At 59.3% G+C, this 26125-nt stretch carries 25 protein-coding genes and 3 pseudogenes; 7 read left to right on the top strand and 21 right to left on the bottom strand.

Annotated elements, in window-relative coordinates; genetic code table 11:
* The 3 genes and pseudogenes from WAO69_RS09985 to WAO69_RS09975 all read right to left on the bottom strand — a co-directional run.
* Positions 1 to 383, bottom strand: a pseudogene (locus WAO69_RS09985) (sugar transporter); the annotation flags it as partial.
* 56 nt (positions 384 to 439) lie between these two features.
* Positions 440 to 1081, bottom strand: a complete 642-nt coding sequence (locus WAO69_RS09980; RefSeq protein WP_422178587.1) for a YjbF family lipoprotein — start codon at positions 1079 to 1081, stop codon at positions 440 to 442.
* A complete protein-coding gene (locus WAO69_RS09975) occupies positions 1078 to 3123 on the bottom strand; it encodes a YjbH domain-containing protein (protein WP_422178585.1) in 2046 nt (681 codons plus the stop codon). Before WAO69_RS09975 ends, WAO69_RS09980 begins: the two co-directional genes overlap by 4 nt.
* 417 nt (positions 3124 to 3540) lie before the next feature.
* Between WAO69_RS09975 and WAO69_RS09970 the strand changes: the two are divergent.
* A pseudogene (locus tag WAO69_RS09970) lies at positions 3541 to 3997 on the top strand (transposase); the annotation flags it as partial.
* Between the two features lie 177 nt (positions 3998 to 4174).
* Here the strand turns inward: WAO69_RS09970 and WAO69_RS09965 are convergent.
* From WAO69_RS09965 to ltnD, 13 genes are all read right to left on the bottom strand, one after another.
* Positions 4175 to 5602, bottom strand: a complete 1428-nt coding sequence (locus WAO69_RS09965; protein ID WP_422178583.1) for a mannose-1-phosphate guanylyltransferase/mannose-6-phosphate isomerase — start codon at positions 5600 to 5602, stop codon at positions 4175 to 4177.
* 10 nt (positions 5603 to 5612) lie between these two features.
* Entirely contained in the window at positions 5613 to 6578 is a 966-nt protein-coding gene (fcl, locus tag WAO69_RS09960) for a GDP-L-fucose synthase (RefSeq protein ID WP_422178581.1), read from the bottom strand.
* Between the two features lie 29 nt (positions 6579 to 6607).
* Complete coding sequence (gene gmd / locus WAO69_RS09955) at positions 6608 to 7729, bottom strand: GDP-mannose 4,6-dehydratase (protein ID WP_422178579.1); 1122 nt, start codon at positions 7727 to 7729, stop codon at positions 6608 to 6610.
* Between the two features lie 310 nt (positions 7730 to 8039).
* Positions 8040 to 9398, bottom strand: a complete 1359-nt coding sequence (locus WAO69_RS09950) for a UDP-glucose dehydrogenase family protein (protein WP_422178577.1) — start codon at positions 9396 to 9398, stop codon at positions 8040 to 8042.
* Positions 9399 to 9481: 83 nt separating this feature from the next.
* Entirely contained in the window at positions 9482 to 10354 is an 873-nt protein-coding gene (rfbA, locus tag WAO69_RS09945) for a glucose-1-phosphate thymidylyltransferase RfbA (protein ID WP_422178575.1), read from the bottom strand.
* Positions 10351 to 11205 carry a dTDP-4-dehydrorhamnose reductase gene (rfbD, locus tag WAO69_RS09940; protein ID WP_422178573.1) on the bottom strand — a complete coding sequence of 285 codons (855 nt, stop codon included), beginning with the start codon at positions 11203 to 11205 and terminating at the stop codon, positions 10351 to 10353. The genes rfbA and rfbD overlap by 4 nt, the downstream gene beginning before the upstream one ends.
* Positions 11205 to 12242, bottom strand: coding sequence for a dTDP-glucose 4,6-dehydratase (rfbB, locus tag WAO69_RS09935; RefSeq protein WP_422178571.1), 1038 nt, complete (start codon positions 12240 to 12242; stop codon positions 11205 to 11207). Before rfbB ends, rfbD begins: the two co-directional genes overlap by 1 nt.
* Positions 12239 to 12808, bottom strand: a complete 570-nt coding sequence (gene rfbC, locus WAO69_RS09930; protein WP_422178569.1) for a dTDP-4-dehydrorhamnose 3,5-epimerase — start codon at positions 12806 to 12808, stop codon at positions 12239 to 12241. Before rfbC ends, rfbB begins: the two co-directional genes overlap by 4 nt.
* Positions 12809 to 12998: 190 nt before the next feature.
* The gene (locus WAO69_RS09925) at positions 12999 to 13238 is read right to left on the bottom strand and encodes a hypothetical protein (RefSeq protein ID WP_422178567.1); all 240 of its coding nucleotides are present in this window, start codon (positions 13236 to 13238) and stop codon (positions 12999 to 13001) included.
* 266 nt (positions 13239 to 13504) lie between these two features.
* Positions 13505 to 14266 carry a hydroxypyruvate isomerase family protein gene (locus WAO69_RS09920; protein WP_422178565.1) on the bottom strand — a complete coding sequence of 254 codons (762 nt, stop codon included), beginning with the start codon at positions 14264 to 14266 and terminating at the stop codon, positions 13505 to 13507.
* Positions 14266 to 14910, bottom strand: coding sequence for an aldolase (locus WAO69_RS09915; protein ID WP_422178563.1), 645 nt, complete (start codon positions 14908 to 14910; stop codon positions 14266 to 14268). The genes WAO69_RS09920 and WAO69_RS09915 overlap by 1 nt, the downstream gene beginning before the upstream one ends.
* Positions 14907 to 16151: a 3-oxo-tetronate kinase gene (otnK, locus tag WAO69_RS09910; protein WP_422178561.1), complete on the bottom strand. Its 1245-nt coding sequence runs from the start codon at positions 16149 to 16151 to the stop codon at positions 14907 to 14909. The genes WAO69_RS09915 and otnK overlap by 4 nt, the downstream gene beginning before the upstream one ends.
* Positions 16151 to 17050 carry an L-threonate dehydrogenase gene (gene ltnD, locus WAO69_RS09905; RefSeq protein WP_422178559.1) on the bottom strand — a complete coding sequence of 300 codons (900 nt, stop codon included), beginning with the start codon at positions 17048 to 17050 and terminating at the stop codon, positions 16151 to 16153. Before ltnD ends, otnK begins: the two co-directional genes overlap by 1 nt.
* Positions 17051 to 17255: 205 nt before the next feature.
* Here ltnD and WAO69_RS09900 point away from each other — a divergent pair, with 205 nt between their 5' ends.
* The 5 genes from WAO69_RS09900 (at position 17256) to WAO69_RS09880 (ending at position 22071) form a co-directional block, all read left to right on the top strand.
* Positions 17256 to 18248, top strand: a complete 993-nt coding sequence (locus WAO69_RS09900) for an aldo/keto reductase (protein ID WP_422178557.1) — start codon at positions 17256 to 17258, stop codon at positions 18246 to 18248.
* Positions 18249 to 18310: 62 nt separating this feature from the next.
* Entirely contained in the window at positions 18311 to 18580 is a 270-nt protein-coding gene (locus tag WAO69_RS09895; RefSeq protein ID WP_422178555.1) for a type II toxin-antitoxin system ParD family antitoxin, read from the top strand.
* A 605-nt stretch (positions 18581 to 19185) separates the two neighbouring features.
* Entirely contained in the window at positions 19186 to 20166 is a 981-nt protein-coding gene (locus tag WAO69_RS09890) for a TRAP transporter substrate-binding protein (protein WP_422178553.1), read from the top strand.
* Positions 20167 to 20233: 67 nt separating this feature from the next.
* Complete coding sequence (locus tag WAO69_RS09885) at positions 20234 to 20815, top strand: TRAP transporter small permease (RefSeq protein WP_422178551.1); 582 nt, start codon at positions 20234 to 20236, stop codon at positions 20813 to 20815.
* On the top strand, positions 20812 to 22071 hold the full coding sequence (locus WAO69_RS09880; RefSeq protein ID WP_422178549.1) for a TRAP transporter large permease: 1260 nt from the start codon (positions 20812 to 20814) through the stop codon (positions 22069 to 22071). Before WAO69_RS09885 ends, WAO69_RS09880 begins: the two co-directional genes overlap by 4 nt.
* Positions 22072 to 22082: 11 nt before the next feature.
* Here WAO69_RS09880 and WAO69_RS09875 read toward each other — a convergent pair whose 3' ends face one another.
* A complete protein-coding gene (locus WAO69_RS09875; RefSeq protein ID WP_422178547.1) occupies positions 22083 to 22892 on the bottom strand; it encodes a ferredoxin--NADP reductase in 810 nt (269 codons plus the stop codon).
* Between the two features lie 130 nt (positions 22893 to 23022).
* Between WAO69_RS09875 and WAO69_RS09870 the strand changes: the two genes are divergently transcribed.
* Positions 23023 to 24216 (top strand): amidohydrolase family protein, encoded by a 1194-nt coding sequence (locus WAO69_RS09870; RefSeq protein WP_422178545.1) that lies wholly within the window; start codon positions 23023 to 23025, stop codon positions 24214 to 24216.
* A gap of 30 nt (positions 24217 to 24246) precedes the next feature.
* Here the strand turns inward: WAO69_RS09870 and WAO69_RS09865 are convergent, their stop codons facing one another.
* The 4 genes and pseudogenes from WAO69_RS09865 to WAO69_RS09850 form a co-directional block, all read right to left on the bottom strand.
* Complete coding sequence (locus tag WAO69_RS09865; protein WP_422178543.1) at positions 24247 to 24690, bottom strand: MarR family winged helix-turn-helix transcriptional regulator; 444 nt, start codon at positions 24688 to 24690, stop codon at positions 24247 to 24249.
* A gap of 54 nt (positions 24691 to 24744) precedes the next feature.
* Positions 24745 to 25329 carry an amino acid synthesis family protein gene (locus WAO69_RS09860; RefSeq protein ID WP_422178541.1) on the bottom strand — a complete coding sequence of 195 codons (585 nt, stop codon included), beginning with the start codon at positions 25327 to 25329 and terminating at the stop codon, positions 24745 to 24747.
* Positions 25326 to 25907 carry an amino acid synthesis family protein gene (locus tag WAO69_RS09855; RefSeq protein WP_422178539.1) on the bottom strand — a complete coding sequence of 194 codons (582 nt, stop codon included), beginning with the start codon at positions 25905 to 25907 and terminating at the stop codon, positions 25326 to 25328. Before WAO69_RS09855 ends, WAO69_RS09860 begins: the two co-directional genes overlap by 4 nt.
* Positions 25900 to 26125, bottom strand: a pseudogene (locus tag WAO69_RS09850) (UPF0280 family protein); the annotation flags it as partial. The pseudogene WAO69_RS09850 and the gene WAO69_RS09855, both read right to left, overlap by 8 nt.

The raw sequence follows: 26125 nt of genomic DNA, 5'->3' as shown, positions 1-26125 counted from the left end.
GTGAGTTCCTCAACCGTGGATCCCGCAGAGGGGGTGGCCAACAGCACGACATCTCCAATGCCGATCTGGTAAGGCCCCGGGTTCGCATCCGGAGGAACGCGCAAGGCAAGGCGATCGGGGCGGAATTCCTCTTCAAAGGACGGTTCCGGCAAAGGACCAGGGCCGCGCAATCCGGATCCCGTCCCAGCCGTCATCGAGAACACGGCAGGCAGGGTTCTTGGGGTAAAGGAGGATTTGTTGGCCTGAATAACCGTTTCGGCCGTCATCGGGACAACACGGACAGAGGTGGAATCGTTGACCCCGGGCAAAACGGATGAAGATCGATAGACTGTGCTGCACCCAACCAGAGCCATCACCGATGCCAGTAAAATAATCTTCTTCACCGTCTGTTCTCCTCACTCACGGCAGATCCCAGCCATGCCTGTTTCTGTGCCCCAACCTATCGCAGGACGATCCTTGTCGATAAGGCCTCGGTAAACGGCCCGATCCATTGCCGCGATTGCACGATCTGACGGGTTATTGTGTCAACCCAATACAAGTTTTCAAAACTTTGGTCGAGACTGTTGCAGGACTCCCGGAAAAGCACAGTGTCGAACTGGCCACCCTCCACATCGATCGGGATATTCCGAACCTCCCGGAACGCGCACCGATAGGTCCGTGTTACAACCATGTCATTGCCATCCAGGTAGCTATGGAACCGATCAGATGGTCCTTCCTGCAAGCCCCGCAGACGCGCAAGCGGTTCCGAAAGTTCCGAGGCCAACAGACCGTCACCCAACCCACGCACGCCATGCACCATTCCATCTTCCAAAATGATCTGCACACCGTCGCTGCTCAGCCAGTACTCAAATGGGCCATCGCGCCGTTCAAGCAACAGGCTCCCGGATTGCTCACGCTTTTGAATCGCGATCTGCAGAACAGGCGCATCCGCTGTGCGAAGCGCACCAAAGCGCGCCTCATCCTGAGACTCCTGAACCCGCGACACCAACTGATCAAACAACGATCCGTCATCCGTAACGGTCCCACAGGCCGCAAACACCAAGCAGACCGCAACAAGACACAAGGACCGCAATCTGCTCATCGGAAGATCCTCGACCAGCCGTCACTCAGTTCTTTGGCGCGGTAGTCCCGCGTCACGCCATATAGGCGGTTCTGTACGTTCAAGCGCGCGCCACCATCGCGCAGCACAGGGCGGATCACTTGGGTGAAGTTGTCTTGCGACGGTTGCCCGGTCAGCCAGGAGAAAGGAATCTCGATGCGAATGCCCTTGTCAAAGGACCCTTCGCCAAATTCCTCAGGCGAGACATCGGTCAAGGTAAAAAAGCCACCGATCTTGACGCCATTGTTGAATTCCCGATCCAGCGTGAAGGTCGCGCCCCAGTCACCAGCCAGGTAGCGGCCCACATCCAGCTGAGTGCGGAACCCGTTGCCCAGGTCGTAATAGGCTGACGCATGGCCGGTGATGACATCATAGTCCTGAAAACCGAACAGCATGTCGAAATCGCGCTGGCGCGCATAGTTGATCTCGGCACCCAGCGCCAGTCGACTGTCAATCGGATACCAGAGCACCTCGGCGGACAGCCCTCCAAACATGCTTTCCAGATATCCCGCGGTTACCCGCCCAAACAGATCCTTGCCCGGGCGGAACATGTACTCTGCTGTCAGATCGTTCATCTGCAGATCCGATTGCTGCGCATAGAGCACGACATCCGTCCGCACCCGCGGCAAGACCGAGTTGGACTGCCTGGTCGCGTCGGCAATGTTGCCGACAACCGGCTGTCTGAAGGTTCCGGAAAGGCTCAGGCCGGGGCTGACTTCATATGTTCCCGTAAACTCGACGCCAAATTCGTATCGGATTGGACTGTCGGGATCAAAAAACGAAAACGCGGAATAGGGTCCGATTCCATACTCGAAGTTCGGAAAGACTCCGGGCAGTTCATCCGATCGCCCGGTCAAAGGCGCGTCGACAATCTCGGCGCGAGCCAATGACCGCCATGCACCATCAAAGTCGGTTTGCAGCTCTTCCAGATCTGACCGGGCAAGCGTGACCGAGCTGATCGGCACGCCGCCGGATTGAAACGTGATCGTGAACACATCGATATTGGCCGGCAAAGCATTCGCCATGGCACGCGCGGCGCGCCCAACCGCCTGGGCATTCTGGTTCCAGCGTCGATTCTCGATCCGGGCTGTCACCTGATTGCCCTGAACGCTCAAAGCCTGCAGTTCCATCCCCTCATCCGACATCAGCCGCGCCAGAAGACGTTCCGCTTGGGCCCGCGCGGCAGGCTCACTCAGATCAACACTTGCCAGTATGGCCTGATTGCGCGGCGGAATCGGCAGCGGGGCCTTGTCCAACCCACCCGGAAAGCGGGGCTGTGCAGGATTGAATACATAGCTGTACTGAATGCCGACCTGTGCCCCGCCGATGACATAGCCGCGCAAGCTCGAACCGTTCCCGAACCTGTAGTTCATTCCGACATTGAACGGGGTGTTGATCTCGATCAAGCTGCCGCCAGCTCTTTCAGTGTTATAGGCATCTGTCGAATACTCGAGCTGAAAACTCAGGCGATCATTCACCTGATACTCGGCACCCGCGAAAATCGCAGCCGGGCCACGAAACCAGCTGCTGGCAGAGAACTGACCACCAAGGTTGCCCGGGCCGAACGCAGGAGGGCGCGTTTCAAAGCGCTCATCAATCACGCCCAGAGGGTTGGTAAACGACCCGCGTTGAGCCAATCGCCCCCAGCCCATACCGCTGGTCAGCTTGAGCCGATTGCCCAAAGTTTTTGTGGCGACAAGGTATTCCCCCTGGTAAATCCCAGTGCCACCAAAATCCCTCAGGCCAATGGCAAGGCCAAAACCGTCCCGGGCCTCGTCCAATATCTGATAGTGAAAATCAAAGCTTCGGTCGTAGAGGTCTGCACCGGGGCCGCTGAAGTCATCGATAACAGAGTACCGAAACGATCCATAGACCCTGGGCAGGACCTGAAACGTGAAGGTGGTCCGCAACGCGCCGTCAAACACGCTGGCGGTCAGCGCCACATCTCCGTCATTCAGAACTTCGGCCGTGGGCATGTCCACAAGACCCGGCGTGCCATAGGTCGACAGCGTCTGCGACAGCACAGGACTGGCCCATAGGCCGCACACTGCTGACAGCGCAGCAAATATTCGGGTCGCCTGCCTCACGCACAGCCTCTTTATCAATCATACAACATTTAGCAGACCAAAGATGTGCGTTAAATTACCCAACGGAAAATAACAGCGTTTGTGCGAAATTGCGGTGCCTTTGCAACAGTATCTGGGTGGAATTTTATGCAAATTTATGACGTCTTGGGCGCAAAGATGCGTCGTGGGGCGGAAGCCGGGCGCGGCCACGATTGCCTTTGTTCAACGACGCTGCATCTTGTTGGCAAGTGCGTGTCTCAAGCAGTTTGATCGCCTGCGAGCCAATGCTATCGGCCATTTGGGGAGTCGATCGGCTGTGTCGCACAAATCCCGTGAGGGATTCATCTCATGAATCCATCGTGGTAGCTGGTCTGCATGAGCAGACCCACACCCCGGACCTACAAGAACAAGACCTGGTCGGCCTATAACGAAGCGCTTAAGCGCTGCGGCTCGCTGACGATCTGGTTCGATCCGACCATGAGCTCGGATGCCGTGCCTACAAGCAGGTGCGGGCGTCAAGGTCGAGGGTGAAGGCGAATGGCACGCCCGCAAGCACGGTGGCCCAAAACGGCGAGTCTGGCGCAAGATCCATCTCGGGACTGACGAAGAAACATTGGAGACCCGGGCGGTCGAGATCACCGGGAGCCACATCGGTGATGCGCCGGTGCTACCCGATCTGCTCAAACAGATCCCGGAGGGCCAGGAGATCGGCAGCGTCACGACAGATGGTGCCTACAGCACCTGCAAATGCCACGATGCCATCGCCGACCGCGGTGCCCTTGCCGTCATCCCGCCCCGCAAGAATGCCACGAAAGGCAGGCTGCCTTGGCAATGGAACGGCATCTGGGCGGGTTGTCCAAAAGGACCTCTGCCGAACACAGAGCCTATCATTCAGCCAGACGCAGAAGACCATGCAAGCTGGCAAACACCTGTTTAACCAACAACCATCCCTGAACGTACTTGCTCTGCGCAAAACCGCAGGCAAGGCCAGAACATGGCTCCGTCGCGTTCACTCCCGCGCGTAGACGTCCTCGTAGCGGATGATGTCATCTTCCCCCAGATACGTCCCGGTCTGCACCTCGATCAGAACCATGGGCACTTTGCCCGGGTTTTCCATGCGGTGGATGGCCCCCAGGGGGATGTAGACGGACTGGTTCTCGCTGATGAGTTTGACCTCGTCATCGACAGTCACCTTGGCGGTGCCTTCCACCACGATCCAGTGTTCGGAGCGGTGGTGGTGGGATTGCAAAGACAAGGCCGCGCCGGGGTGGACGTGGATGCGTTTGACCTGGAAGCGCTCGCCGATGACCAGGCTTTCGAACCAGCCCCAAGGGCGGTGGTCCTTGGGGAACATGGTTGCCTGTTTGGCCTTTTTCTTCTTGAGCGCGGCGACGGCGTCCTTGACGTCTTGCGCGCGCGAGGCGTCGGCGACCAGCACGGCGTCGGGCATGGCGATGGTGACGATGTTCTTCAGACCGATGCCGACGACTTCGAGGGAGTCATCTTCCGAGCGTAGCAGGGTGTTGTCGCAATCAATCGCCGTGGCATGGCCGGACAGAGCCACCCCGCGGGTATCTTGTGACGTTTCGCGCCAGACCGCGTCCCAGCCGCCCAGATCCGACCAGCCGGCCGCATAGGGCACGACCGATAGGTTCTCGGACCGCTCCATCACGGCATAGTCGATCGAGATATCTTCCGCAGTGCTCCAGGCCTCGGGATCAAGCCGCAGGAAGCCCAGATCAGGCTTGCCCTGATCGACCGCAGCGCGCACCGGAGCGACCAAGCCCGGCGCATGGGCCGCAAAGGCGGCGAGGATGGTCTTGACCGAGAACAGGAATATCCCGGCGTTCCAGAGGTAATTCCCAGCCGCCAGCATCTCTTGGGCGCGGGCGGCGTCGGGTTTTTCGACAAACCGGATCAGCTTGAGGGGGCGGGCGGTGAAATCACCGGGATCTTCGGCCAGCTCAAGATAGCCATAGCCGGTCTCGGCATGGGCGGGTTTGATCCCGAAGGTGACCAGATCTCCGCCCTGAGCCGCGGGCACACCGGCGGCCACGGCGGCGCGGAAGGCGGGGGCGTCGGGCACCACGTGATCGGACGGTGCCACCAGCATCAGCGCCTCGGGGTTGGTTTTCTCAAGCCACAGGGCGGCGGCCAGAACCGCAGGCGCGGTGTTGCGCCCTTCGGGTTCGATCAGGATGGCCGCCGGATCGATCCCGGCTTCTGACAGCTGTTCAGTGACAATGAAGCGGAAATCGGAATTGGTCAGCACCATGGGCGCGCTGAAATCAGCCCCTGACAGGCGTTTGGCCGAGGCCTGAAACAGGGTGTCTTCCCCCACAAGTGGCACGAATTGCTTGGGGTAGGATTTCCGGCTGAGCGGCCAGAGTCGCGTGCCAGAGCCGCCGCACAAAAGAATGGGGGTGATTGTGGTCATCATTCTCTCCTCAGGGGGCTTTGGCGTGCTGGCTCACGAACCAGGCATAGGCGTCGCGCAGACCGTCTTGCAGGCCGATCCCGGCCCGCCAGCCCATCGCCGCCAGTCGCGAGACATCCATCAGCTTGCGCGGGGTGCCATCGGGTTTGCTGGCGTCAAATGAGATCGACCCGGTGAACCCGGTGATCGCGGCGATGGTCCGGGCCAGTTCGGCAATGGTGACATCCTGCCCTGTGCCCACGTTGATATGGCTGAGCATGGGTTCGGTATTGGCGTCATAGACCGCCTTGTCGAGATCCAGCACGAAAAGCGAGGCCGCGGCCATGTCATCCACATGCAGAAACTCGCGATAGGGCGTGCCGGTGCCCCAGATTACCACCTCATCGCTTCCAGCTTCTACCGCCTCGTGAAAGCGGCGGATCAGGGCGGGCACCACATGGGAATTCTCGGGGTGAAAGTTGTCGCCCGGCCCATAGAGGTTGGTCGGCATCACACTGCGATAATCCGTGCCATATTGCCGGTTGTAGCTTTCACACAGCTTGATCCCGGCGATTTTGGCGACGGCATAGGGCTCATTCGTGGGCTCTAGCGTCCCGGTCAGCAGTGCATCCTCGGCCATAGGTTGCGGGGCCAGCTTGGGATAGATGCAGCTTGAGCCCAGCTGCAGCAACCGCGTCACCCCGGCCTCATAGGCCTGATGGATCACGTTGCATTCCATCATCAGGTTTTCATAGATGAACTGCGCCGGATAGGTGTTGTTGGCCATGATGCCACCCACCTTGGCGGCAGCCAGGATCACCAGATCGGGACGTTCGCTGTGGAAAAAGGCGCGCACGGCGGCCTGATCGGTCAGATCCAGCTCGCCATGTGTACGGGTAATCAGGGTCAGATCTTCGCCCGCGGCCTTGCGTGCCTCGAGCTGGCGCAGGATCGCGCCTCCGACCATCCCTCTGTGACCTGCGATATAGATCTTCATCTCGCGCACTCTCTCGGCTTGGGGCAGGGTCAGCCTTCGAGGCTGACGGGCAGATCCATACCATGTTCTTTCAACAGCGCATGACGGCGCGCGGTCTTGAGATCTTCGGCCACCATCTCGGCGCACATCTCCTGCACCGTGATCTCGGGCTCCCAGCCCAGCTTGGCCTTGGCCTTGCCGGGATCGCCCAGAAGCGTTTCCACTTCGGCGGGGCGGAAGTATTTCGGATCAATCCGCATCAGCACATCGCCCGGACTGACCGCAGGTGCCTTGTCGCCGCTCACGCTGTCCACCACGGCGATCTCGTTCACACCCTCTCCCTCAAAGCGCAGGGTGATACCCAACTCGCGTGCAGACCAGTCGATGAACTCGCGCACTGAATATTGCAGGCCCGTTGCGATCACAAAGTCTTCGGCCGTATCCTGCTGCAACATCATCCACTGCATGCGCACATAATCCTTGGCATGGCCCCAGTCGCGCAGTGAATCGATATTGCCCATGTAAAGACATTTCTCGAGCCCCTGGGCGATGTTGGCCAGACCGCGGGTGATCTTGCGGGTCACGAAGGTTTCTCCCCGCCGGGGGCTTTCGTGATTGAAGAGGATGCCGTTGCAGGCATAAAGCCCATAGGCCTCGCGGTAATTCACCGTGATCCAATAGGAATAGAGTTTGGCCACCGCGTAAGGGGAGCGGGGATAAAACGGTGTCGTTTCCTTCTGCGGTGTTTCCTGCACCAGTCCGTAAAGCTCGGAGGTAGAGGCCTGATAGAACCGCGTCTTTTTTTCCAGACCCAGGAAGCGGATTGCCTCGAGCAGACGCAGCGTGCCGATCGCGTCCACATCTGCGGTGTATTCCGGAGCCTCGAAACTGACCGCGACATGGGATTGCGCGCCAAGGTTATAAACCTCGTCAGGCTGCACCTCGGACATGATCCGCGTGAGGTTCGACGTATCCGTCAGATCACCGTAATGCAGATGAAAGCGCGCATTGTCGGTATGGGGATCTTCATAGATGTGATCGATCCGCTGCGTGTTGAACGACGAGGCCCGGCGTTTGATGCCATGAACCTCATAGCCTTTGCCCAGAAGGAACTCGGCCAGATAGGATCCGTCCTGCCCGGTGATGCCTGTGATCAGCGCTTTTGGTGCCATGAGTTCGTACTCCAATATCGACGTCTCTGGTAGGCAAAAGGCCTCTCCGGCGCAAGGCAAACCCCCAGAATATGGTGACAAAAGGCGATTTCTTTGATTGGTATTTGAAATTGAACCGTGAGTGCCGCAAGTTCTTTTCGGATGTGATGCGCCTGGCGGTATATGGCGCACTCATACTCCATCTTATGTGCAATGCGCTACCGCGCCGCCCTGTCGAACCCTTGGTCAGATCAAGCACCAAGGCGTCTGTCCCCGTCCGCAAATCCTTTCGCCCGCGTTTTCGCGTGCAGGGTGTCGAAAGACCGACCCGTCAGATCAATGCCTCGGATAGCTCTTCAGCGTCCTGATCAGTGGCCACAAAGCCCTGACGGCCGATGCTTTCATACATCACAAAGCCCGCGCGTTTGGCGTCGCGTGCCGAGTAGACGTTGCGCAGATCCGCAAGGCGGGGCGTGGCCATCTTGCGGGCCAGCCGCTTGAGATCAAGCGCGCGAAACTCGTTCCATTGGGTCAGGATCACCACCAGATCCGCATTCTTTGCGGCCTTGTAGGCATCGTCAAACCAATGCACGCCGGGTAACAGTGCTTCGCCCTCGTGACGGCCCTGCGGATCCGTGACGCGTACCTTGGCACCGCCTCCGACCAGAGCAGGAACGATGGTCAGGCTGGGTGCGTCCCGCATATCGTCGGTGTCGGGTTTGAAGGTGACACCCAGAACAGCCACGGTCTTGCCGTTGAACGAGCCGTCACACATGTCCTGCAGCTTGTCGATCATCCGTCGCTTGGTTTGGTCGTTCACCTTGATAACTGCCTCGACGATCTGCAGCGGCGAGGAAAAGTCCTGACCGATCCGCGCCAGCGCCTTGGTATCCTTGGGGAAACACGATCCACCATAGCCGGGCCCGGCATGCAGGAACTTGTTGCCGATGCGCCCGTCCATACCCATGCCATGGCTGACCTGTTTGACATCGGCACCGACCTTTTCGCAAAGGGCGGCGATCTCGTTGATGAAGGTGATCTTGGTCGCCAGAAACGCGTTGGCGGCGTATTTTATCATCTCGGCGCTTTCCAGATCGGTGGTGACGATCGGAAAATCGCGCAAGTAAAGCGGGCGATAAATCTCGGACATGACCTCGGCGGCGCGGTCATTCTGAACGCCGACAACCACGCGGTCGGGCTTCATGAAATCATCAATCGCCGCCCCTTCTCGCAGGAACTCGGGGTTTGATGCCACGTCGAACTCAAGAGTAGGATTGGCCTTCCTGACCACCTGCTTCACCTGCCGGTTGGTGCCCACGGGGACGGTCGATTTGGTCACGATCACAACATAGTCTTTGGCGGCCTTGGCGATCTCTTCTGCAGCGGCCATCACATAGGTCAGATCCGCATGGCCATCGCCGCGCCGGGTGGGCGTGCCGACCGCGATGAAGACGGCTTCGGCCCCCACAATCGCCTCTTCGAGGTTCAAGGTGAACGACAGACGTCCGGCCGCGACATTCTTGGCCATGAGCTGATCAAGGCCCGGCTCATAAATCGGCACCTGGCCCGCGTTCAGCTTGTCGATCTTGGCAGGGTCCTTGTCGACGCAGACGACCTCATGTCCGAAATCCGAGAAACACACGCCCGAGACAAGACCGACATAGCCGGTGCCAATCATTGCAATCTTCATTTGAATTGCCCTGCCTTAATCTGCTTTCGATATCCTTCGTGTATCGGCGCGGAAAGGGTGGGCTGTCAATCTGTACCCGGCGCTTATTGCTCAAGCAGTCGCAAAAGATACGCACCGTAGTCATTCTTGCCAAAGACAGCCGCCCGGGCGCGCAGGGCGGTGTCATCAATCCAGCCCCGACTCCACGCGATCTCTTCGGGGCTGCCAACCTGCTGGCCTTGCCGTTCCGAGAGCGTGCGCACGAAGTTACCCGCATCCAGCAGGCTGCCATGGGTTCCCGTATCAAGCCAGGCATAGCCCCGACCCATCTGCTGCACGCTCAGGGCAGCATCGGCCAGATACATCTCCAGAAGGGCGGTGATCTCAAGCTCTCCGCGAGGGGAGGGGGTGACATGACGGGCGCGCTCGGGTGCCGTGCCGTCCAGGAAATAAAGCCCGGTTACCGCATAGTTCGACGGTGGGACAGGTGGCTTTTCCACGATGGCACAGGCGCGGCCCTCATCGTCGAAATCCACCACGCCATAGCGCTCGGGATCAGCCACGCGATAGCCAAAGACGGTGCCGCCTGTTTCCTGCGCATTTGCAGCCGCCAACACTTCGGGCAAGCCATGCCCAAAGAAGATGTTGTCGCCCAGCACCATGGCCGAGGGCGCGCCGGCAAGAAAGTCCTCGGCCAGAAGATAGGCCTGCGCCAGCCCATCGGGCGAGGGCTGTTCGATATAGCTCAGGCTCAGCCCCCATTGGCTGCCATCGCCCAGCGTGCGGCGAAACTGGTCCTGATCTTCCGGGGTGGTGATCACGGCAATCTCGCGGATCCCGGCCAGCATCAGCACCGAAAGCGGATAATAGATCATCGGTTTGTCATAGATCGGCACAAGCTGTTTCGAGATTCCGATGGTGATCGGATAAAGCCGCGTGCCCGTGCCGCCGGCCAGAATGATGCCCTTGCGTGTCATTTGCTCATTGCCTCAATCGCGCGGGTAAGCCCCGCTTTCCAGTCTGGTTGCGTAATGCCGAAATCTGTCTTCAGAGTGGCGCAATCAAGCCGGGAATTCAGCGGGCGCGCAGCTAGTGTGGGATACTCAGAGCTGGGGATGCCCTGCACTGCGGTCCGCCGCCCCGCCTGGGAAAACGTTTCACGGGCGAAATCGGCCCAGCTTGCCACTGGTGCGCCTGCATAGTGATAGATGCCGCCGCCTTGCCCGTCCTTCAAAGCGCGCGCCATGCGGATCAATGTGCGCGCGATATCATCTGCCGGGGTCGGGCCACCGATCTGATCGTCAACCACGTTCAGGCTGTCGCGGCTTTCGCTCAGACGCAGCATGGTTTTCACGAAATTCGACCCATGGGCCGAGAACACCCAGGACGTGCGCAGGATGGCATGCACCCCGCCCGCCGCAGCAATGGCGATTTCTCCGGCCCGCTTGGAGCGGCCATAGGCGCTCAGAGGAGCCGTGGGGTCTGCAGGTTTGAACGGTGTCTCACCGGTGCCGTCAAAGACGTAATCGGTCGAGATATGCAGGAATGGCAAACCCCGTGCCGCGGCAGCTTCGGCCATTGCACCGGGGGTCTTGCCATTGATGCGGGTGGCGATCGCTTCGTGTTCTTCCGCGGCATCGACAGCCGTATAGGCGGCCGCATTGATCACGATATCCGCATCTGTCGACGCGATATGGTCCACGCAGGCCCCCGGATCTTCCAGATCCGCTTTAGCGCGACCCAGAGACAGAACCATGAGATCGCCCGAGGCCAAAGCGGCCAGTTCACGCGCCACCTGACCGCTTTGTCCAAAGACCAGCACCCGCATTATGCCGTGCCCAGACGTGTGCCCACACCATCGCGGCTTTGCAGGGCGCGCCACCACGGTTCGTTGTCGAGATACCAGCGCACCGTGCGCTCCAGCCCCTCTTCCAGCGTGATGGATGGGCGCCAGCCCAGTTCGGTGCGGATGCGCGTGGGATCAATCGCATAGCGCAGATCATGGCCCGGACGATCTGTCACAAAGCGGATCAGATCGCCATAAGGCGTCGGGCGGGGCCGCAAGCGATCAAGGATGGCACAGATCAGCCGCACCAGATCAATATTGCGCGCCTCGTTTTCACCGCCGATGTTATAGCTGCGCCCCGTTCTCCCGTTCTGCAGCACGGTCAGCAGCGCATCGGCGTGATCTTCGACGTAAAGCCAGTCGCGCACATTCTCGCCCTTGCCGTAAACCGGGATCGGCTGACCGGCCAGGGCGTTCAGGATCACAACCGGGATAAGTTTTTCGGGAAAGTGGTAGGGGCCGTAATTGTTCGAGCAATTGGTGATGACATAGGGCAGCCCATAGGTCTCACCCCAGGCGCGCACCAGATGATCGCTGGCCGCTTTGGACGCAGAGTAGGGTGAGTTCGGTGCATAGGGCGTGTCTTCGGTAAACTGACCGGTGGCCCCGAGCGAGCCATAGACTTCATCCGTCGAGATATGATGGAAACGAAACCCGTCGGGCCGGCCCTGTCCTTCCCAATGGGCGCGTGCGGCCTCGAGCAGGTGGTAGGTGCCGGTCACATTGGTGTCGATGAACGCCCCGGGCCCGTCGATGGACCGATCGACATGGCTTTCTGCCGCCAGATGCATCACCGCATGAGGTGCGTGGCGCGCGAAAATGTTCCTGAGCGCATCTGCGTCCCGAATATCGGCGTGCACAAAGCTGTAGTTGGGGGCATCTGCCACCGCTGCCAGATTGTCGAGGCAGGCGGCATAGGTCAGCGCATCCAGGTTGACCACATCAAGGCCACGCGACACGGCAAGGCGGACCACGGCCGATCCGATGAACCCCGCGCCGCCAGTGATCAGAAGTGTCATGCGCCTTCCTCCCAGACAAAGGGATTGTCCAGATCGGCCAGCGCCGGCGCAGCCGCGTCCTTGCTGCTGAGGATGGCGTTCTGACGGGTCACGCCCCAGTCGATGCCAAGGGCCGGGTCGTCAAACATCAGCGCGCGGTCACACTCGGGCGCATAGTAATCAGAGCATTTATAGACGATCTCGGTATCCGGGGCGCGGGTGACAAAACCATGGGCAAACCCTTCGGGAACCAGCAGTTGCCGCCCGTTTTCGGCTGTCAGTTCAACGCCCACCCATTTCCCGAATGTCGCAGAGCCACGCCGGATATCCACCGCCACATCCAGAAACGCCCCGCGCCCGCAGCGCACCAGTTTGACCTGTGCATGGGGCGGGGTCTGGAAATGCAGGCCGCGCACAGTGCCCACATCGCGGCTGAGAGAATGGTTGTCCTGCACGAATTCGACGGTGATCCCATGCTCGGCAAGCCGGGCCTTGTTCCAGCTTTCCGAGAAAAACCCCCGGTCATCGCCATGGCGCACCGGCGTCAGGATCATGACTCCGGGAAGAGCGGTTTGCGCGATCTGCAAGGTCTGTAAGCCCTTCTTGTGACGTTGATGACAGAATGTTCGCGGTCATGTAGCAATTCAAAACGCGCTTGTCACTTGTCCCGACATATCAGTGTGTCCTGTCTTGCCTGGCGTGACCTTGCTCAAGTTCAGAGCAAGTCTTCGACACTGACAGCCATGCGTTGCGGTCTGCGCCCATGACGAAACAGCCCTATTTGGCGGCTTTGATCTGGGGCGTTCTGCGCTTTGCCTTGGGTGCCGCGGGGATGGGTTTGGAAGACGGGCTGGCTTCCCTTTCCAGACGCGCCTTGCGCAGGCGGGCTGTCTTGAGTTGGCGGTTTTCGGCTTCTCCATCCAGGATGATCCGCGCGGCACGGGTGGTTTTGTCCATGGGCGTTTCTGCCCGGGGTAGGGTTGCTTTGAACAGGGTCGTCTTTGTCAGTTTGGCCATCAATGAAACTCCTTGATGATGTTTTGCTCCGACATATTTGCGCCCAGACCGGTGCGGCCTGGATCGACACATTGTCCTGCGGAGTTTGGGTTGGCAGGGTGGCGATCGGCAGATCGCTGTCCCCGAACGCCACTTGTTGCCCTTGCCCGGAAACCGGGCGGACAAAGATCAGCGTTCTGTTCCCTTATACTTCGCCACGAGTTCCGCGACGCTGACGCATGTTAGCCCGAGCGGTTGCAGTTCCCATTCCTGACACAGCGATTGGATTACCTGAGACGCTGCATCCAGTCCAGAGTGTCATCCGTCGGCCCCTTGGGTTTGTATTCCGCGCCCAATGGCTGGTCATAGCCCATCTGATCAATCACCGCGAAAACATGGGCATAGTTGACCTCACCCTGATCCGGGGCACCGCGATCGGGGACGCTGGCAAACTGGATGTGCCCGATCTGCGGCTTCAGCCTTGCAAGCCTGTGGCTCAGATCGCCTTCCATCAGTTGTACATGATAGCAGTCAAACATCAGCTTGAGGTTTGGCGCATCTACCTCGCCCAGGATCTGAACTGCCTGTGACGTGGTTTGCAGGAAATAACCCGGTGCATCATAGCTGTTGAGCGGCTCGATCAGGATCGTGATGCCATGGGGGGCCGCCGCGGCGCAGGCATGGCGGAGGTTTTCAACGAATGTTTGATGCGCCTCGGCCCCGGCGGCAAAGCCGGCCATCACATGGATGTTGGCGGCCCTGACCTCGATGGCATATGCGACAGCCTGATCAATCGCGGCGCGCGCATCCGCCTCGCGCCCGGGAAGTGCCGACAGGCCATTTTCGCCCGCCTCCACATCGCCGCGCGACGTGTTGAGACCCAATAGTTTCAGGCCTGTTTCTGCCAGCGCTGCGTTTATCAGGGCTGGGGGCACGGTATAGGGCCAGTGGCATTCCACGGCGTCAAACCCTGCGGCTTTGGCGGCGCGAATGGCGTCGGGCAGGGACAGGTCGGACCATAGAAAGCCAAGGTTGGCGGAAAACCGCATCAGTCGTCCCATTCAATATCGAAATGGGTCACCAGATCGGCGACCTGGGCCTGTGTCAGCACCCTGGCCGGGATTCCCCGCATCATCATGGCCAGCCGGGCGGTATCCTCAAGCTCTTCTATGGCGTTGCAGGCGGCCTCGACGTCTTTGCCTGCGACCACCGGGCCGTGGTTGGCCAACATCACGGCAGAGCGTTTGCCGGCCAGTCCGCGCACGGCTTCGCCCATGGCCGGATCGCCGGGGCGGAAAAACGGGAGCAGTTTGACGCGGCCCAGTTTCATGATCGCATAGGGTGTCATAGGTGGCAGAAAGTTGTCCGGGTCCACCTCCGGCATCATCGACCAGGCGACCGAGTGACAGGAATGCAGGTGAACCACGGCCCCTGCGCTGCTGCGCGTGTCATAAAACGCGGAATGAAGCGGCATTTCCTTGGTGGGCGGATCACCCCCGATCAGCCTGCCTTGCGCATCAAAGTGGCTGAGCCTTGCGGGATCAAGCCGTCCGAAACTCGTGCCTGTCGGTGACACAAGCAGACCACCATCCTCGGTGCGCGCAGAGATATTGCCGGTGCTGCCGCCGGTCAGACCGCGATCAAACATCGACTTGGCCAGTAGGCATATCTGTTCACGCAAGGCAGTCGTCATGTGAGGTGTCCCGTCAGCATCTTGGCGGCTTTCTCAAAGTAATCCTCGCTTCCGAAGTTGCCGGATTTCAGCGCCAGCACAAGGGTCTTGCCGGCGCGCAAAGCGGGCACGCCGGGGTCGATCTCGGGTCCGATCTCGAGTTGCGAAAGCGAAAGGCCCTCGACCACCGCGCCCGATGTCTCGCCCCCTGCGGTCAGAAGTTTGGTGATGCCTGCTGCCGTGCACCGCCGCGCGACATCCGCAAAGAATTGCTCGAACGCCGCAGCGCTTTCCTCGCGCCCGTATCTGGCCTGTGCTTGCGCGACAATCGCCAGATCAGCCGAGCTGTAGACCAGCGGCAGGCCCTCCTGTTCCAGCAGCCAATCGGCCGCAGAACCTGAAGTGATGCGCCCGTCAAACAGCGCCTCTGCGCTCACCTCCAATGACGCATGGTTTGCCTTGTGATGTGCGATTTGGCCGCGCGTCGCGATCGAACAGGAGCCTGAAAGGATGACGCATTTGCCCGGCTCACCCGTCCATGTGCTCTGGGCTTTGGCGGAAATCCCGAAGTTTGCTGGCAATCCCAATGCGGCACCCGATCCGCCCGTGACCAGGACCAGCCCTTTGGCTGCGGCCCCGATCTGCGTCAGGTCCCCATCTTGCAGCGCGTCGACGACGATCAGGCGTTTGCCGTCGCGGGCTTCGGCGTCCAAGGCGGCGCGGATCGCCTTGGCACCTGACAGAACCCTGCGCGCATCGACATGCCCGACCGGTCCTGTGCTTTGAGCTGCAAGCACACGCCGGATATCGGGGTCGGTCATGGGCGTCAGCGGATGATTTTGCATGCCGCTCTCGTTCAGGAGCCTGTCATTCACGAACAAATGCCCCTGATAAATCGACCGGCCCGTGCCCGGAAACGCGGGGCAGACGATCACGGCCTCTGCACCAAGGGCGTCCGCCAGGGCTTCGGCCACAGGGCCGATGTTGCCCTCGGCTGTGCTGTCAAAGGTGGAACAATATTTGAAATAGAACTGCTCGCATCCCTGGTCTTTCAACCAGTCCAGGGCAGCAAGCGATTGTGCCACCGCTTGCGCCGCAGGAATCGACCGGGTTTTCAGCGCGACAACGCCCGCGTCTACATCCGCGCTGGCTGGCCCATTGGGAACTCCGGTGTATTGCACCGTGCGCATGCCCTGTTTGGCAAGCGTGTTGGCCAGATCGCTGGACCCGGTGAAATCGTCTCCGATACAGCCCAGACGCATCAACGCTCACCCGGCAAGGTAAGGCCTGCGTTGCGCGCATAGACCTTGGCAACAGCCGCGTCATCCTCGCCGCCAAGACCGGAGCCTGAGGCCGCGAGGAACTGTTGCAGTGCGGCGGCTGTCAAAGGGGCACCGAACTTGGACGATTTGGCGATATCAAGCACGATGCCCAGATCCTTGGGCCAGATATCCACCGAAGATTTCGGGCTATAGTCGCCCTCCACGATATGCGGTGCGCGGTTCTCCAGCATCCAGCTTGTGCCCGCGCATTGGCTGATCACCTTGACGAAAGTGTCAGGTGAGACTCCCTGGGTCATGCCGAATGTCAGCGCCTCGGCCATGGCGGCGATATGGACGCCCGCCAGCATCTGGTTGACGGCCTTCATTGCCGATCCGGCCCCGGCTGCATCTCCAAGGCGAAAGACTGTCTCGGCCATTGCATCCAATGCCGGTGCCGCGCCATCAAAGGCGGCCGCGCTTCCAGAGGCCATGATGCTGAGCTTGCCCAAGGCCGCTTTGGCCGCCCCGCCCGAAATCGGAGCATCGAGATAGTTCAGCCCAAGCGCGCCACAACGGCCTTCCATATCCTTGGCAAAGTCAGGCGCAACCGTGGCGCATGCGATCACCGTCGCGCCCGGTTTGAGCTGCGAGGCCCAGCCATCAGGGCCAAACAGCACCGTTTCGGTCTGCGCGGCATTCAGAACCACCACAACCAGGATATCACAACGCGCGGCTGCGTCTGGCTGTGTGCCGCTCAGCCCGCCTTCGGAGGCAAAGCGCGCGGACGTGGCCGGGTTGATATCAAACCCCTGCACGGCATGGCCGGCGCGCAGCAAGGATTGCGCCATTCCATAGCCCATCGAGCCAAGCCCGATGATCGAGATATTGCGTGCAGACATGCACCACCCTTTCTGACCCAAGGTCCGGTTTCGGGTCACTCTAGCGATTGGTGCGGGCGTCGCAATACAATGCGGGTCGAAGTCCTTGATCTGGAACGCGATTGCGGGCCCATCGCCCTTGTCATGCGGGTTAGCCCTGTCGCACCGGGCGCAATCCTTGCTAGAGAGGGGCCAAGCTGCAGCGATCACATCAATGAGGACGATCATGAAGACACGTAAAATCCTGCGAAACGGCAAAATGGTTTCCGAGGTCGGTTTGGGATGCTGGAGCTTTGGCGGGTCTTACGGACCGACCACCGAGGCAGAAGCGCACAACACTTTGTCGGTCGCTCTCGAGCTTGGTGTGGATTTTCTTGATACGGCGAATGTCTATGGAATGGGCGTGTCCGAACAGATCATCGGGTCGTTCCTGAAGGGCGATGCCGGTCGTTTCACGATCGCCACCAAGGCCGGGATCTGGCGCAATCCCGAGACCGGGCAGCGCGGGTTCAACAACAAGGCGGACTACCTGCGTGGCGAGTTGGAAAGCTCCTTGTCCCGCCTTGGGCTGGAACACGTGGATCTCTTTTATATTCATCGGCGCGATCAGGAGGTCGCCATCGAAGATCTGATGGACACGCTTTTGGCCTTCAAAGCCGAGGGCAAGATCGGCGGGATCGGCTTTTCGGAAATCTCACCAGCCACGCTGCGCCGCGCCTGCGCCGTGGGCGATGTGGATGCGGTTCAAAGCGAGTATTCTCTGTGGACCCGCCAACCCGAACTTGGGATGATCCAGGCCTGCAAAGACCTTGGCGTCGCGTTCGTGCCGTTTTCTCCGCTGGGACGCGGGATGTTTGCATCAACGCCACCTGATCCCGGCACCTTCGAAAAAGGTCATTTCAGACTGGGCACGCCGCGTTTCAGCGAACCGAACTTCAGCTACAACATTCAGAAGATCGACGCCTTCAAAGCCTTGGCGCGCGATCTGGAGACAACTCCCGTTGTTCTGGCCATCGCATGGTGTCTGGCGCGTGGAGAGCATCTGATCCCGATTCCGGGAACACGCAGTGCGGATCATCTGACGGAATGTGTGGCAGGCAGTTCATTCGCCATGACGGACCAGATCATGGGCGCGATCGAAGAGGTTCTTCCTGTCGGTTGGGCGCATGGTGATCGCTACACCCACGAGCAATGGGTCGGGGTCGAAGGCTACTGCTGAGCGGGTTGCCGACCGTTTCCTTTGGTTGAAATGCCTGTGATACCTATACTTGACATTTATGCGTGCCGACGGAGGCTGACATTGCAGTAACGAGCGTGACGCTTGGCCCGCATTGGGAAAAATTTATCGCGTTGATGCTGAACGAGGGCCGTCATGGTTCAACCAGCCAGTTGATCCGCGCGTCCTTGCGCCTGATCGAAGCGCAGGAAGGCCAGCGGGCACGCCTGCGTGTTGCCTTGATGGAAGGTAAGCGCTCTGGCGACGCCGGGTTGCTCGACATGACCCCAATCAAGCGCGAAGCGCATGCTCAATCCGGCACGGAAGGTGCGTGAAATCCATCTGAGCCAAACTGCAAAGACCGCTCATTTCGATATCCGGACCGAGACGTTCCAGAAATGGGGAGGCAAATCAGGCCGACACCTACCTCGATGACATCGACCGCGCGCTGAATAGCCTGATCGACACCCGCTCAACAGGCACAGACTGTGCGGATCTTCTTCGCAGAGCCCAGCGGCTGATCAGGTAATCCCCCCATTCTTGGCGGGGTGCATCCGTAGAATTCACACGGCCGTTTTCAGTTTCTGGGTGGGAGTGATGCCGCCGATGCCCGTGTTCGGGCGGATAGAGGCAGAGGCGGAAAACTGCGTTAAGGCGAATGCCCCGTTCAGTTTCAGCCCAAAACCAACTTGGCCTCAGCCAAACCAAGACAACAGACCGCGGAGACATCCGTCACCAGATCGGATGCTCAGAACTCAACCAACGACGCAGCCTTGCAGGACAGAGACCACGGGGTGCCGTTGATTTTTCTTGACAGATGCCCTCCCCCCCAAACATGTTTCTATACAAACGATAATAAGAAGCGTTGCGGATTTGAAACGGAAGCCACCAGGCGATGAAAAAGCTGCTTGTGGGCTATAATCTTAACAGGAGGAACGGAATGAAGAATTTTCTAAGCGCCCTGGCAATCGTCACGGCTGTGACAGCCCCGTCACTGGGTTTTGCCCAGGACAAGAACTTTCGGGTCGGTCTGATCACACCACCCGTGCACGTCTGGAACAAAGAAGTCGACGCAATGGGCGTCACCCTTGGCGAAATGAGCGAAGGCCGGCTTGGCGTGACCGCATTCCCATCGGGACAGCTGGGCAATGAAGGCACGATGCTGCAGCAGTTGCAGACAGGCGCTTTGGACATGGCATGGCTGACAACTGCGGGCCTGACACTGCGGGTACCTGACATGAGCGCGCTGCACGCGCCTTTCCTGGTCACCAATATCGCGGATGCGGCCAAGATCCTGCGTTCGGATGAAGCGCGCGAAATCCTTGATGCCCTGCCTGCGGCGACGGGAACCGTGGGACTGTGCTATGCGATGACCGGGATGCGCCAGGTCATGGCAAAGGAGCCGATCACCTCGGTTGAGGATCTTGATGGTTTGCGCTTCCGGATCACACCGGCCCCTCCGATCCAGACCTTCTTCGAGGCCTTTGGAGCCGCCCCGGCACCCATGCCGCTGACGCAGGTGTATGATTCCCTGGCAAACGGTCAGATTGACGCCATCGACATGGACCACGAATCCATTCTGAACTTTGGCTATTATGACCACGCCAAGAACATGCTGGAAACCAACCACCAGCTGTTCGGAATGGTCGCCCTGGTGTCGGGTCGCGTCTGGGCGCAGCTGTCGGACGAGGACAAGGCGATCGTCCAGGAAGCCGCGCAGAAACACTGTGATCGCACGATTGATCTCTTTGTGTCCGAAGAGGAAAGCAAGCTGGAACGCCTAAAAGCCATCGAAGGACTCACAATCGTTGAAAACGTGGGCCCTGAGTTCTTTGGGGATATCGTCGAGCGCTGGGATGCGGAATGGTCCGCACAGACACCATACCTTGCGCGCCTGCGCGCCCTGGCTGCAACGTTCTAAACCCTTGTTGCACACTCCGGCGGCCGATACCCTGGCCGCCGGAGTTCTTTTTTGATTAGGCAAAACCATGATCCCCATGATCTTCGGCAAGCTCTCGGCATGGCTCAGTGCGTTCGAGCGGTTCTTGCTGAAATTCCTGATTGCCGCGCTGACGCTGTCTGTCTTGATGAACGTCCTTTTGCGGATGGTCGGAATCACCATTGCCTGGGCAGACGAAATCGGCGTCTACACCATGATACTGTCCGGTTTTGTCGGAGCCTCCCTGATGTTGCGCGCGCGGATCGATCCTGCCGTTCTGCTGCTGCATGAGTTCATGTCGTCCAAGGGCCGGCGGATCCTTCATGCTCTGGTCTCTGCGCTGGCCACCGTCTTCGGGATCATCCTGTGCTATCTCTGTGTGCGCTGGTTCGATCCGGTTGAAATCGCCAAGGCAGGGTTTGACGCCACCGCCTTTCAGGCGGCGACCTTCAACTTCATTTACACCGACCAGACCCCCGTCATGGCGGTTCCGGCGTTCCTGTTTTACCTGGTCATTCCGTTCTTTGCGGTTGCGATCACGATCCACGCGCTGACCAATCTTTTCGAGGACTTCGGCTGGCTTGAGCGTCCCGAAGACCCCGCCGGGCTTGCGATGGATGTCGTGCAATGACGGCCTTGGCGTTTCTTGTTCTTGTCATGGTCGGCTTGCCGATCGGGATCGTTCTGTGCGCCTCGGCGCTGGTGTTTATCCAAACCTCGGGCAACACCGTCCTGCTGGACAGCTTTGGTTTGCAGATGTTCAGTTCGCTGAACAACTTCGGCCTTCTTGCCATCCCGCTGTTCATCCTGATCGGAGAATTGATGAACGGAACCGGGATCACGCAGCGTTTGATCCGACTGGCCGCGGTCTTTGTCGGATCGCTGAAGGGTGGCCTTGCCTATATCAATCTCATTGCCAACATGATGGTCGCCTCCATTCTGGGTTCTGCGACCGCGCAGATTGCGATGATGACGCGGGTGATGGTTCCCGAAATGGAGAAAGAGGGCTATCGGCGTGATTTTTCCACGGCCGTGACGGCATTCGGGGGGCTTTTGGGGCCCATCATTCCGCCGTCAATCGTCTTTGTGGTCTATGCGGTGCTGGCGCAGCTTGCTGTGCGTGACATGTTGATCGCGGGTCTTTTGCCGGGTCTCATTCTGACCAGCCTGTTCATGGGAACGATTGCCCTGCTTGGCTATTGGCATGACTATCCGCGGGGCGAAGTCCAGAGCTGGGGACAGCGGTTCAAGTCCTTGCGCGATGCGCTGCCCATGCTTGCCATCCCGGCCATCATCATCGGGACGATCATGGGTGGTTTCGGCTCACCCACGGAAGCAGCAGCGCTTGGCGCGCTCTGCGCTGCCATCCTGGGGATCTTCTTTACCAAGACCCTGAAGTTTTCGGATTTCGGGCCGATCCTGCTGCGGACCGGGATCAACTCGGCGCTGGTTCTGTTTCTTGTTGCATCGGCTGGTGTGTTTTCATGGGTGCTGGTCTTTGGCGAAGTGCCCCAGACGGTGGCTGCATGGATCGAGACGGTTGCCAAGTCGCCAACCGCCTTTCTGCTTCTTGTTCTGGTGATCCTGATCCTGGTGGGAACCGTGATTGACGGTATCGCAGGGCTGATCATGGTGGTGCCGATCCTGCTGCCGATTGCGACCGAGGTTTACGGTATTGATCCGATACATTTTGGCGTCGTGGTGTCGATCAACCTGATCCTCGGGCTGTTGTCGCCCCCCGTGGGTATCGGTCTGTATATCGCCGCCAATGTCGCGAAGGTCAGTCCGATTTCGGTGTTCGTGATCGCATTGCCATTCTTTGCAGTGACACTTCTGGCCCTGATCCTGTTTGTTCTTGTGCCAGAGATCAGCCTGATCTTGCTCTGATCCGGCTGAGCCTAGCCGACAAAGGCCCGTTCGACGACGAATGTGTCGGGGCGATTATTCGACCCTTCGACCAGTCCGAATGTTTCAAGCGCTGCCTTGGTATCGCGCAACATCTCCATCGAGCCGCAGATCATGCCGCGATCCGTTTCCGGCGAGATCGGTGGCACACCCAAATCGCCAAACAGCTTGCCTGATGCCATGAGGTCGGTAATCCGTCCCATGAACGGATAATCTTCACGGGTTGTGGAGCTGTAAAGGCGCAGGCCTTGGGCAAATTCACCCACCAGAGGGTCATCTTTCAATGCACCGACCAGCTCCTGACCATATCTCAGCTCGCCGACCTCGCGGCAGGTGTGGGTCAGGATGACCTCATCGAATTTCTCATAGGTTTCCGGATCGCGGATCAGGCTGGCAAAAGGCGCGATGCCGGTGCCTGTGGCGAACATCCAAAGGCGTTTGCCGGGCAACAAGGCGTCATTGACAAGAGTCCCGGTTGGCTTCTTGCGCATCAGCACGGTGTCGCCGGGTTTGATCTTTTGCAGATGCTCGGTCAACGGCCCGTCGGGAACCTTGATCGAATAGAACTCAAGCTCTTCGTCCCAGCTTGGGGAGGCGATGGAATAGGCTCGAAACACGGGCTTTTCGGCATTTGGCAGGCCGATCATCACGAATTCACCCGATCGAAACCGGAAAGACGAGGGCCGGGTGATCCGGAACTTGAACAGCCTGTCCGTGAAGTGCTCGACAGATGTTACGGTCTGCGCGAAAACACCGGCGGGCACCGGGAACGCGGGTTTCTCTGCTGCGGCATCCAAAGACATGTTTCTCGCCTTTCATTCATTTGTATACGAATGATTATGCAGAATGGAACAAGCCTGTCAACATCGATAGGATTTGTGCAGGGCGCTGCGAATTCACTTGACGAAACCGCGCCCGGATATTCGTATACAAATGAAAAACCCCACCACTCAGGAGGCTGCCTTGAAAAAATTGGTCATTCGAAACATTGGGCAAATCTTGTCTGGCAAGCTGGAAGAGCCGATCCTTGATGGCGATTGCCTGATTGCCATCGACGGGAAAATCGACGCCTGGGGATATGAGAAAGATCTGGATTGTGAAAACGCCACAACAGAGATCGACGCCCATGGCGTGACACTGGCACCCGGCCTGATCGACAGCCATGTCCACCCGGTCGTTGGCGATTACACGCCTCGTCAACAACAACTGCACTGGATCGATTCAACGCTGCACGGTGGGGTCACCACGCTGATCTCGGCGGGTGAGGTTCACATGCCCGGACGCCCCAAGGACATCGTTGGCCTCAAGGCCATGGCGATCGCCTCGCAGCGCTGGTACGAAAACTTCCGTCCGTCCGGTGTAAAGGTGCATGCCGGAGCCCCGGTGATCGAGCATGGCATGGTCGAAGAAGATTTCGCCGAACTGGCCAGATCAGGGGTCAAGCTGTTGGGTGAAGTGGGTCTTGGGACGGTCAAGGACGGAAAGACCGCCAAGGAAATGGTGGGCTGGGCCCGCAAATACGGGATTCAAAGTACGATCCACACCGGTGGTCCCTCTATTCCGGGTTCCGGGCTCATTGATGCGGATATGGTGATTGAAACCGGCACAGATGTGATCGGCCATATCAATGGCGGGCACTCGGCCCTGCCGGACGATCAGATCATTTGCCTGTGCGAAAGCTGCTCATCGGCATTCGAGATTGTCCATAACGGCAATGAACGCTCGGCGGTTCTGGCGCTGAACACCGCGCGCGAGCTTGGCAAGCTGGATCAGGTCATTCTGGGCACGGATGGGCCTGCGGGCTCGGGTGTGCAGCCTTTGGGTATCCTGCGCATGATCGCCATGCTGTCGGCCTTTGGCAATGTGCCGGCCGAGCAGGCCTTCTGTTTCGGCAACGGCAACACCGCCCGCCAACGGGAGCTGGACACCGGGCTGATCGAAAAAGGACGATGTGCGGATTTTGTCCTGCTGGATCAGGCGCAGCATGCGCCGGGCAAGACCATGCTGGAATCGGTTCAACTGGGCAACCTGCCCGGAGTCGGCATGACGATCATTGACGGGGTCGTGTGTTCGGAAAGATCGCGCAACACGCCCCCGGCACAACGTCTGCCAGAGCGCGTGACATAACATTACGGGGGCCCGAAAGGATCGAGGCCGTCAGGACATCTTCTTGAGCAAGGCCAGAAGTGTCTTCCGTTCTGACGGTTTCAGGGGATCGAGCGTTTTTTCGGAAATGAACTTTCCGTCGATCTTCAGGGTTCCGACCGTCCGCTGCCCCTCTTGCGTGAGCGAGATGATCGAGCGCCGCTTGTCCTGCAAATCCGGCGTCGAGCGCACAAGACCCTTGGCCTTGAGCCGGTCAACCACGCCCTTGATCGTCGCAACATCCATCGCGGCAAGGCGCCCGAGATGGTTCTGTGACAACTCTCCGTGTTCGGCAATCCGGATCAGCGTCGAGAACTGCATGGGCGTCAGGTCTTCCGACATGTTTTGCTGAAAGATCAGAGCATGTCGCTGGTTCGCAAGCCGGAGCAGATATCCAACTTGTTCATCCAGCACATAGGCCTGCTCGTCGTCGTCTTTTTCGATCATGTCGGACATGCGCAACCTTACCGCACCAAAGTCAGGTCGTGCAACTGCAGCCCAACGAAATCCCTAGCGCAAGCCGTCTTTGCCCTCGGCCTCTTCATGGGTCAGACCTCCAACCCGCGGAAGCGGGCGACCGCTGTCCGTGACCGCAACAGCCACCATGATTTCATTCATCCGTGGTGCATCGTTCAGGCGGACCTCGATACCGTCAAAGTGGCTGCGCACATAGGCCGCATCTTTGTGACCAAGCGGGACATCCAGAACCTGACCGGGGCTGCCCATTTTCTTGGAGGACGGTACCAATGCAGCCCCTTTTTCGACCTCAAGCCGCAAAGGCGCGCCAAGCTTTGGGTGCAGGATGGCGGCTGCATGTTCCAGCTCGCCGTTTTCGCCGACCATGGCTGACTTGCCATAGCTTTCGGCCTGATCCGGGCTGATCCCCAGGGCCTCGACGCATTTACGGCCCAGCAATGCGCCCAGCTCGGCACCAATGTCCATCAACTCGGTCAGGTCTTCCTGATAGGTGTTGGCAAAGGGGTTTTCGATGACGGCCACCGCCACGGCCTTGCGGGTCGCCGGAGAAATCGCACGACCGCTTTCCTGGTGTGTTTCCTCGACATTCACGGCAATCTTGCGGATCTTCGCTTTCATCTCAGTCCATCCTCTCCAACAATATCCTTGGCCGCCAGCCCGCCTGCCCGGTCGTGGATGCGCGCGCCCGTGCTCATCACGAGAATCAACGCCAGTTCATGCGCCCTAGGCGCGTCGTTCAACCCGACTTCCATCGCGTCGAAATGGCTGCGCACATAGGAAGCGTTGATATGTGTGATCGGGACATCCAGCCGCCCGCCAACACCAACCACCTTCTTGGTCGAGGGCACGATGGCATTGGAATTGTCCAGAAGCTCACGCATGGCGTAGCCCCCCGGCGCATGCCACAGCGCGCCGTGTTCCAGCTCACCCGCTTCGCCGATCATCGCGCCCTTGCCATAGCCTTCGACCTGATCCGCTCCGCCCAAAAGTGACACCAATCGGGCCGCCATGCTCAGACCCAAAGGTTTGAGATCTTCCATGAACCATTGAATGTCCGGCTCGTACCGCCCGGCGAACGGGTTGTGGATGATCGCCATTCCCGCAGCGCGGCGCAAGGTTTTGGCGGGTGCCGGCCCTCCTTCGTGAAAGATTTCTTCAACCGAAAAGGCGGTTTTACGGACCGAAACCTCAGACATGGTGCAATTCCCTGTTCTGGAGCAGGATCATGTGCCCCGATGTTGCAACGGCATGGCCTTGCAAGAACAAGGCCGCCCCGCCGATTGAATTCTGGTAGACGAATGATCCGGCACGATCCAGACCCGAGCAAAGCGCGTCGTCGCATTCAGCTTTGGACAAGGGACCGCAACCCGTCACGACGGGCAATCCGCCCAGATCGCTGTCCTCATTCAACTCC

Origin of the sequence: Aestuariivita sp. (genome assembly GCF_049276915.1) — a bacterium.
In the GTDB taxonomy this organism is placed as follows: Bacteria; Pseudomonadota; Alphaproteobacteria; order Rhodobacterales; family Rhodobacteraceae; genus Aestuariivita.
Note: the sequence above shows the minus strand (reverse complement) of the source record. Positions and strands in the feature narration are given on the sequence as shown.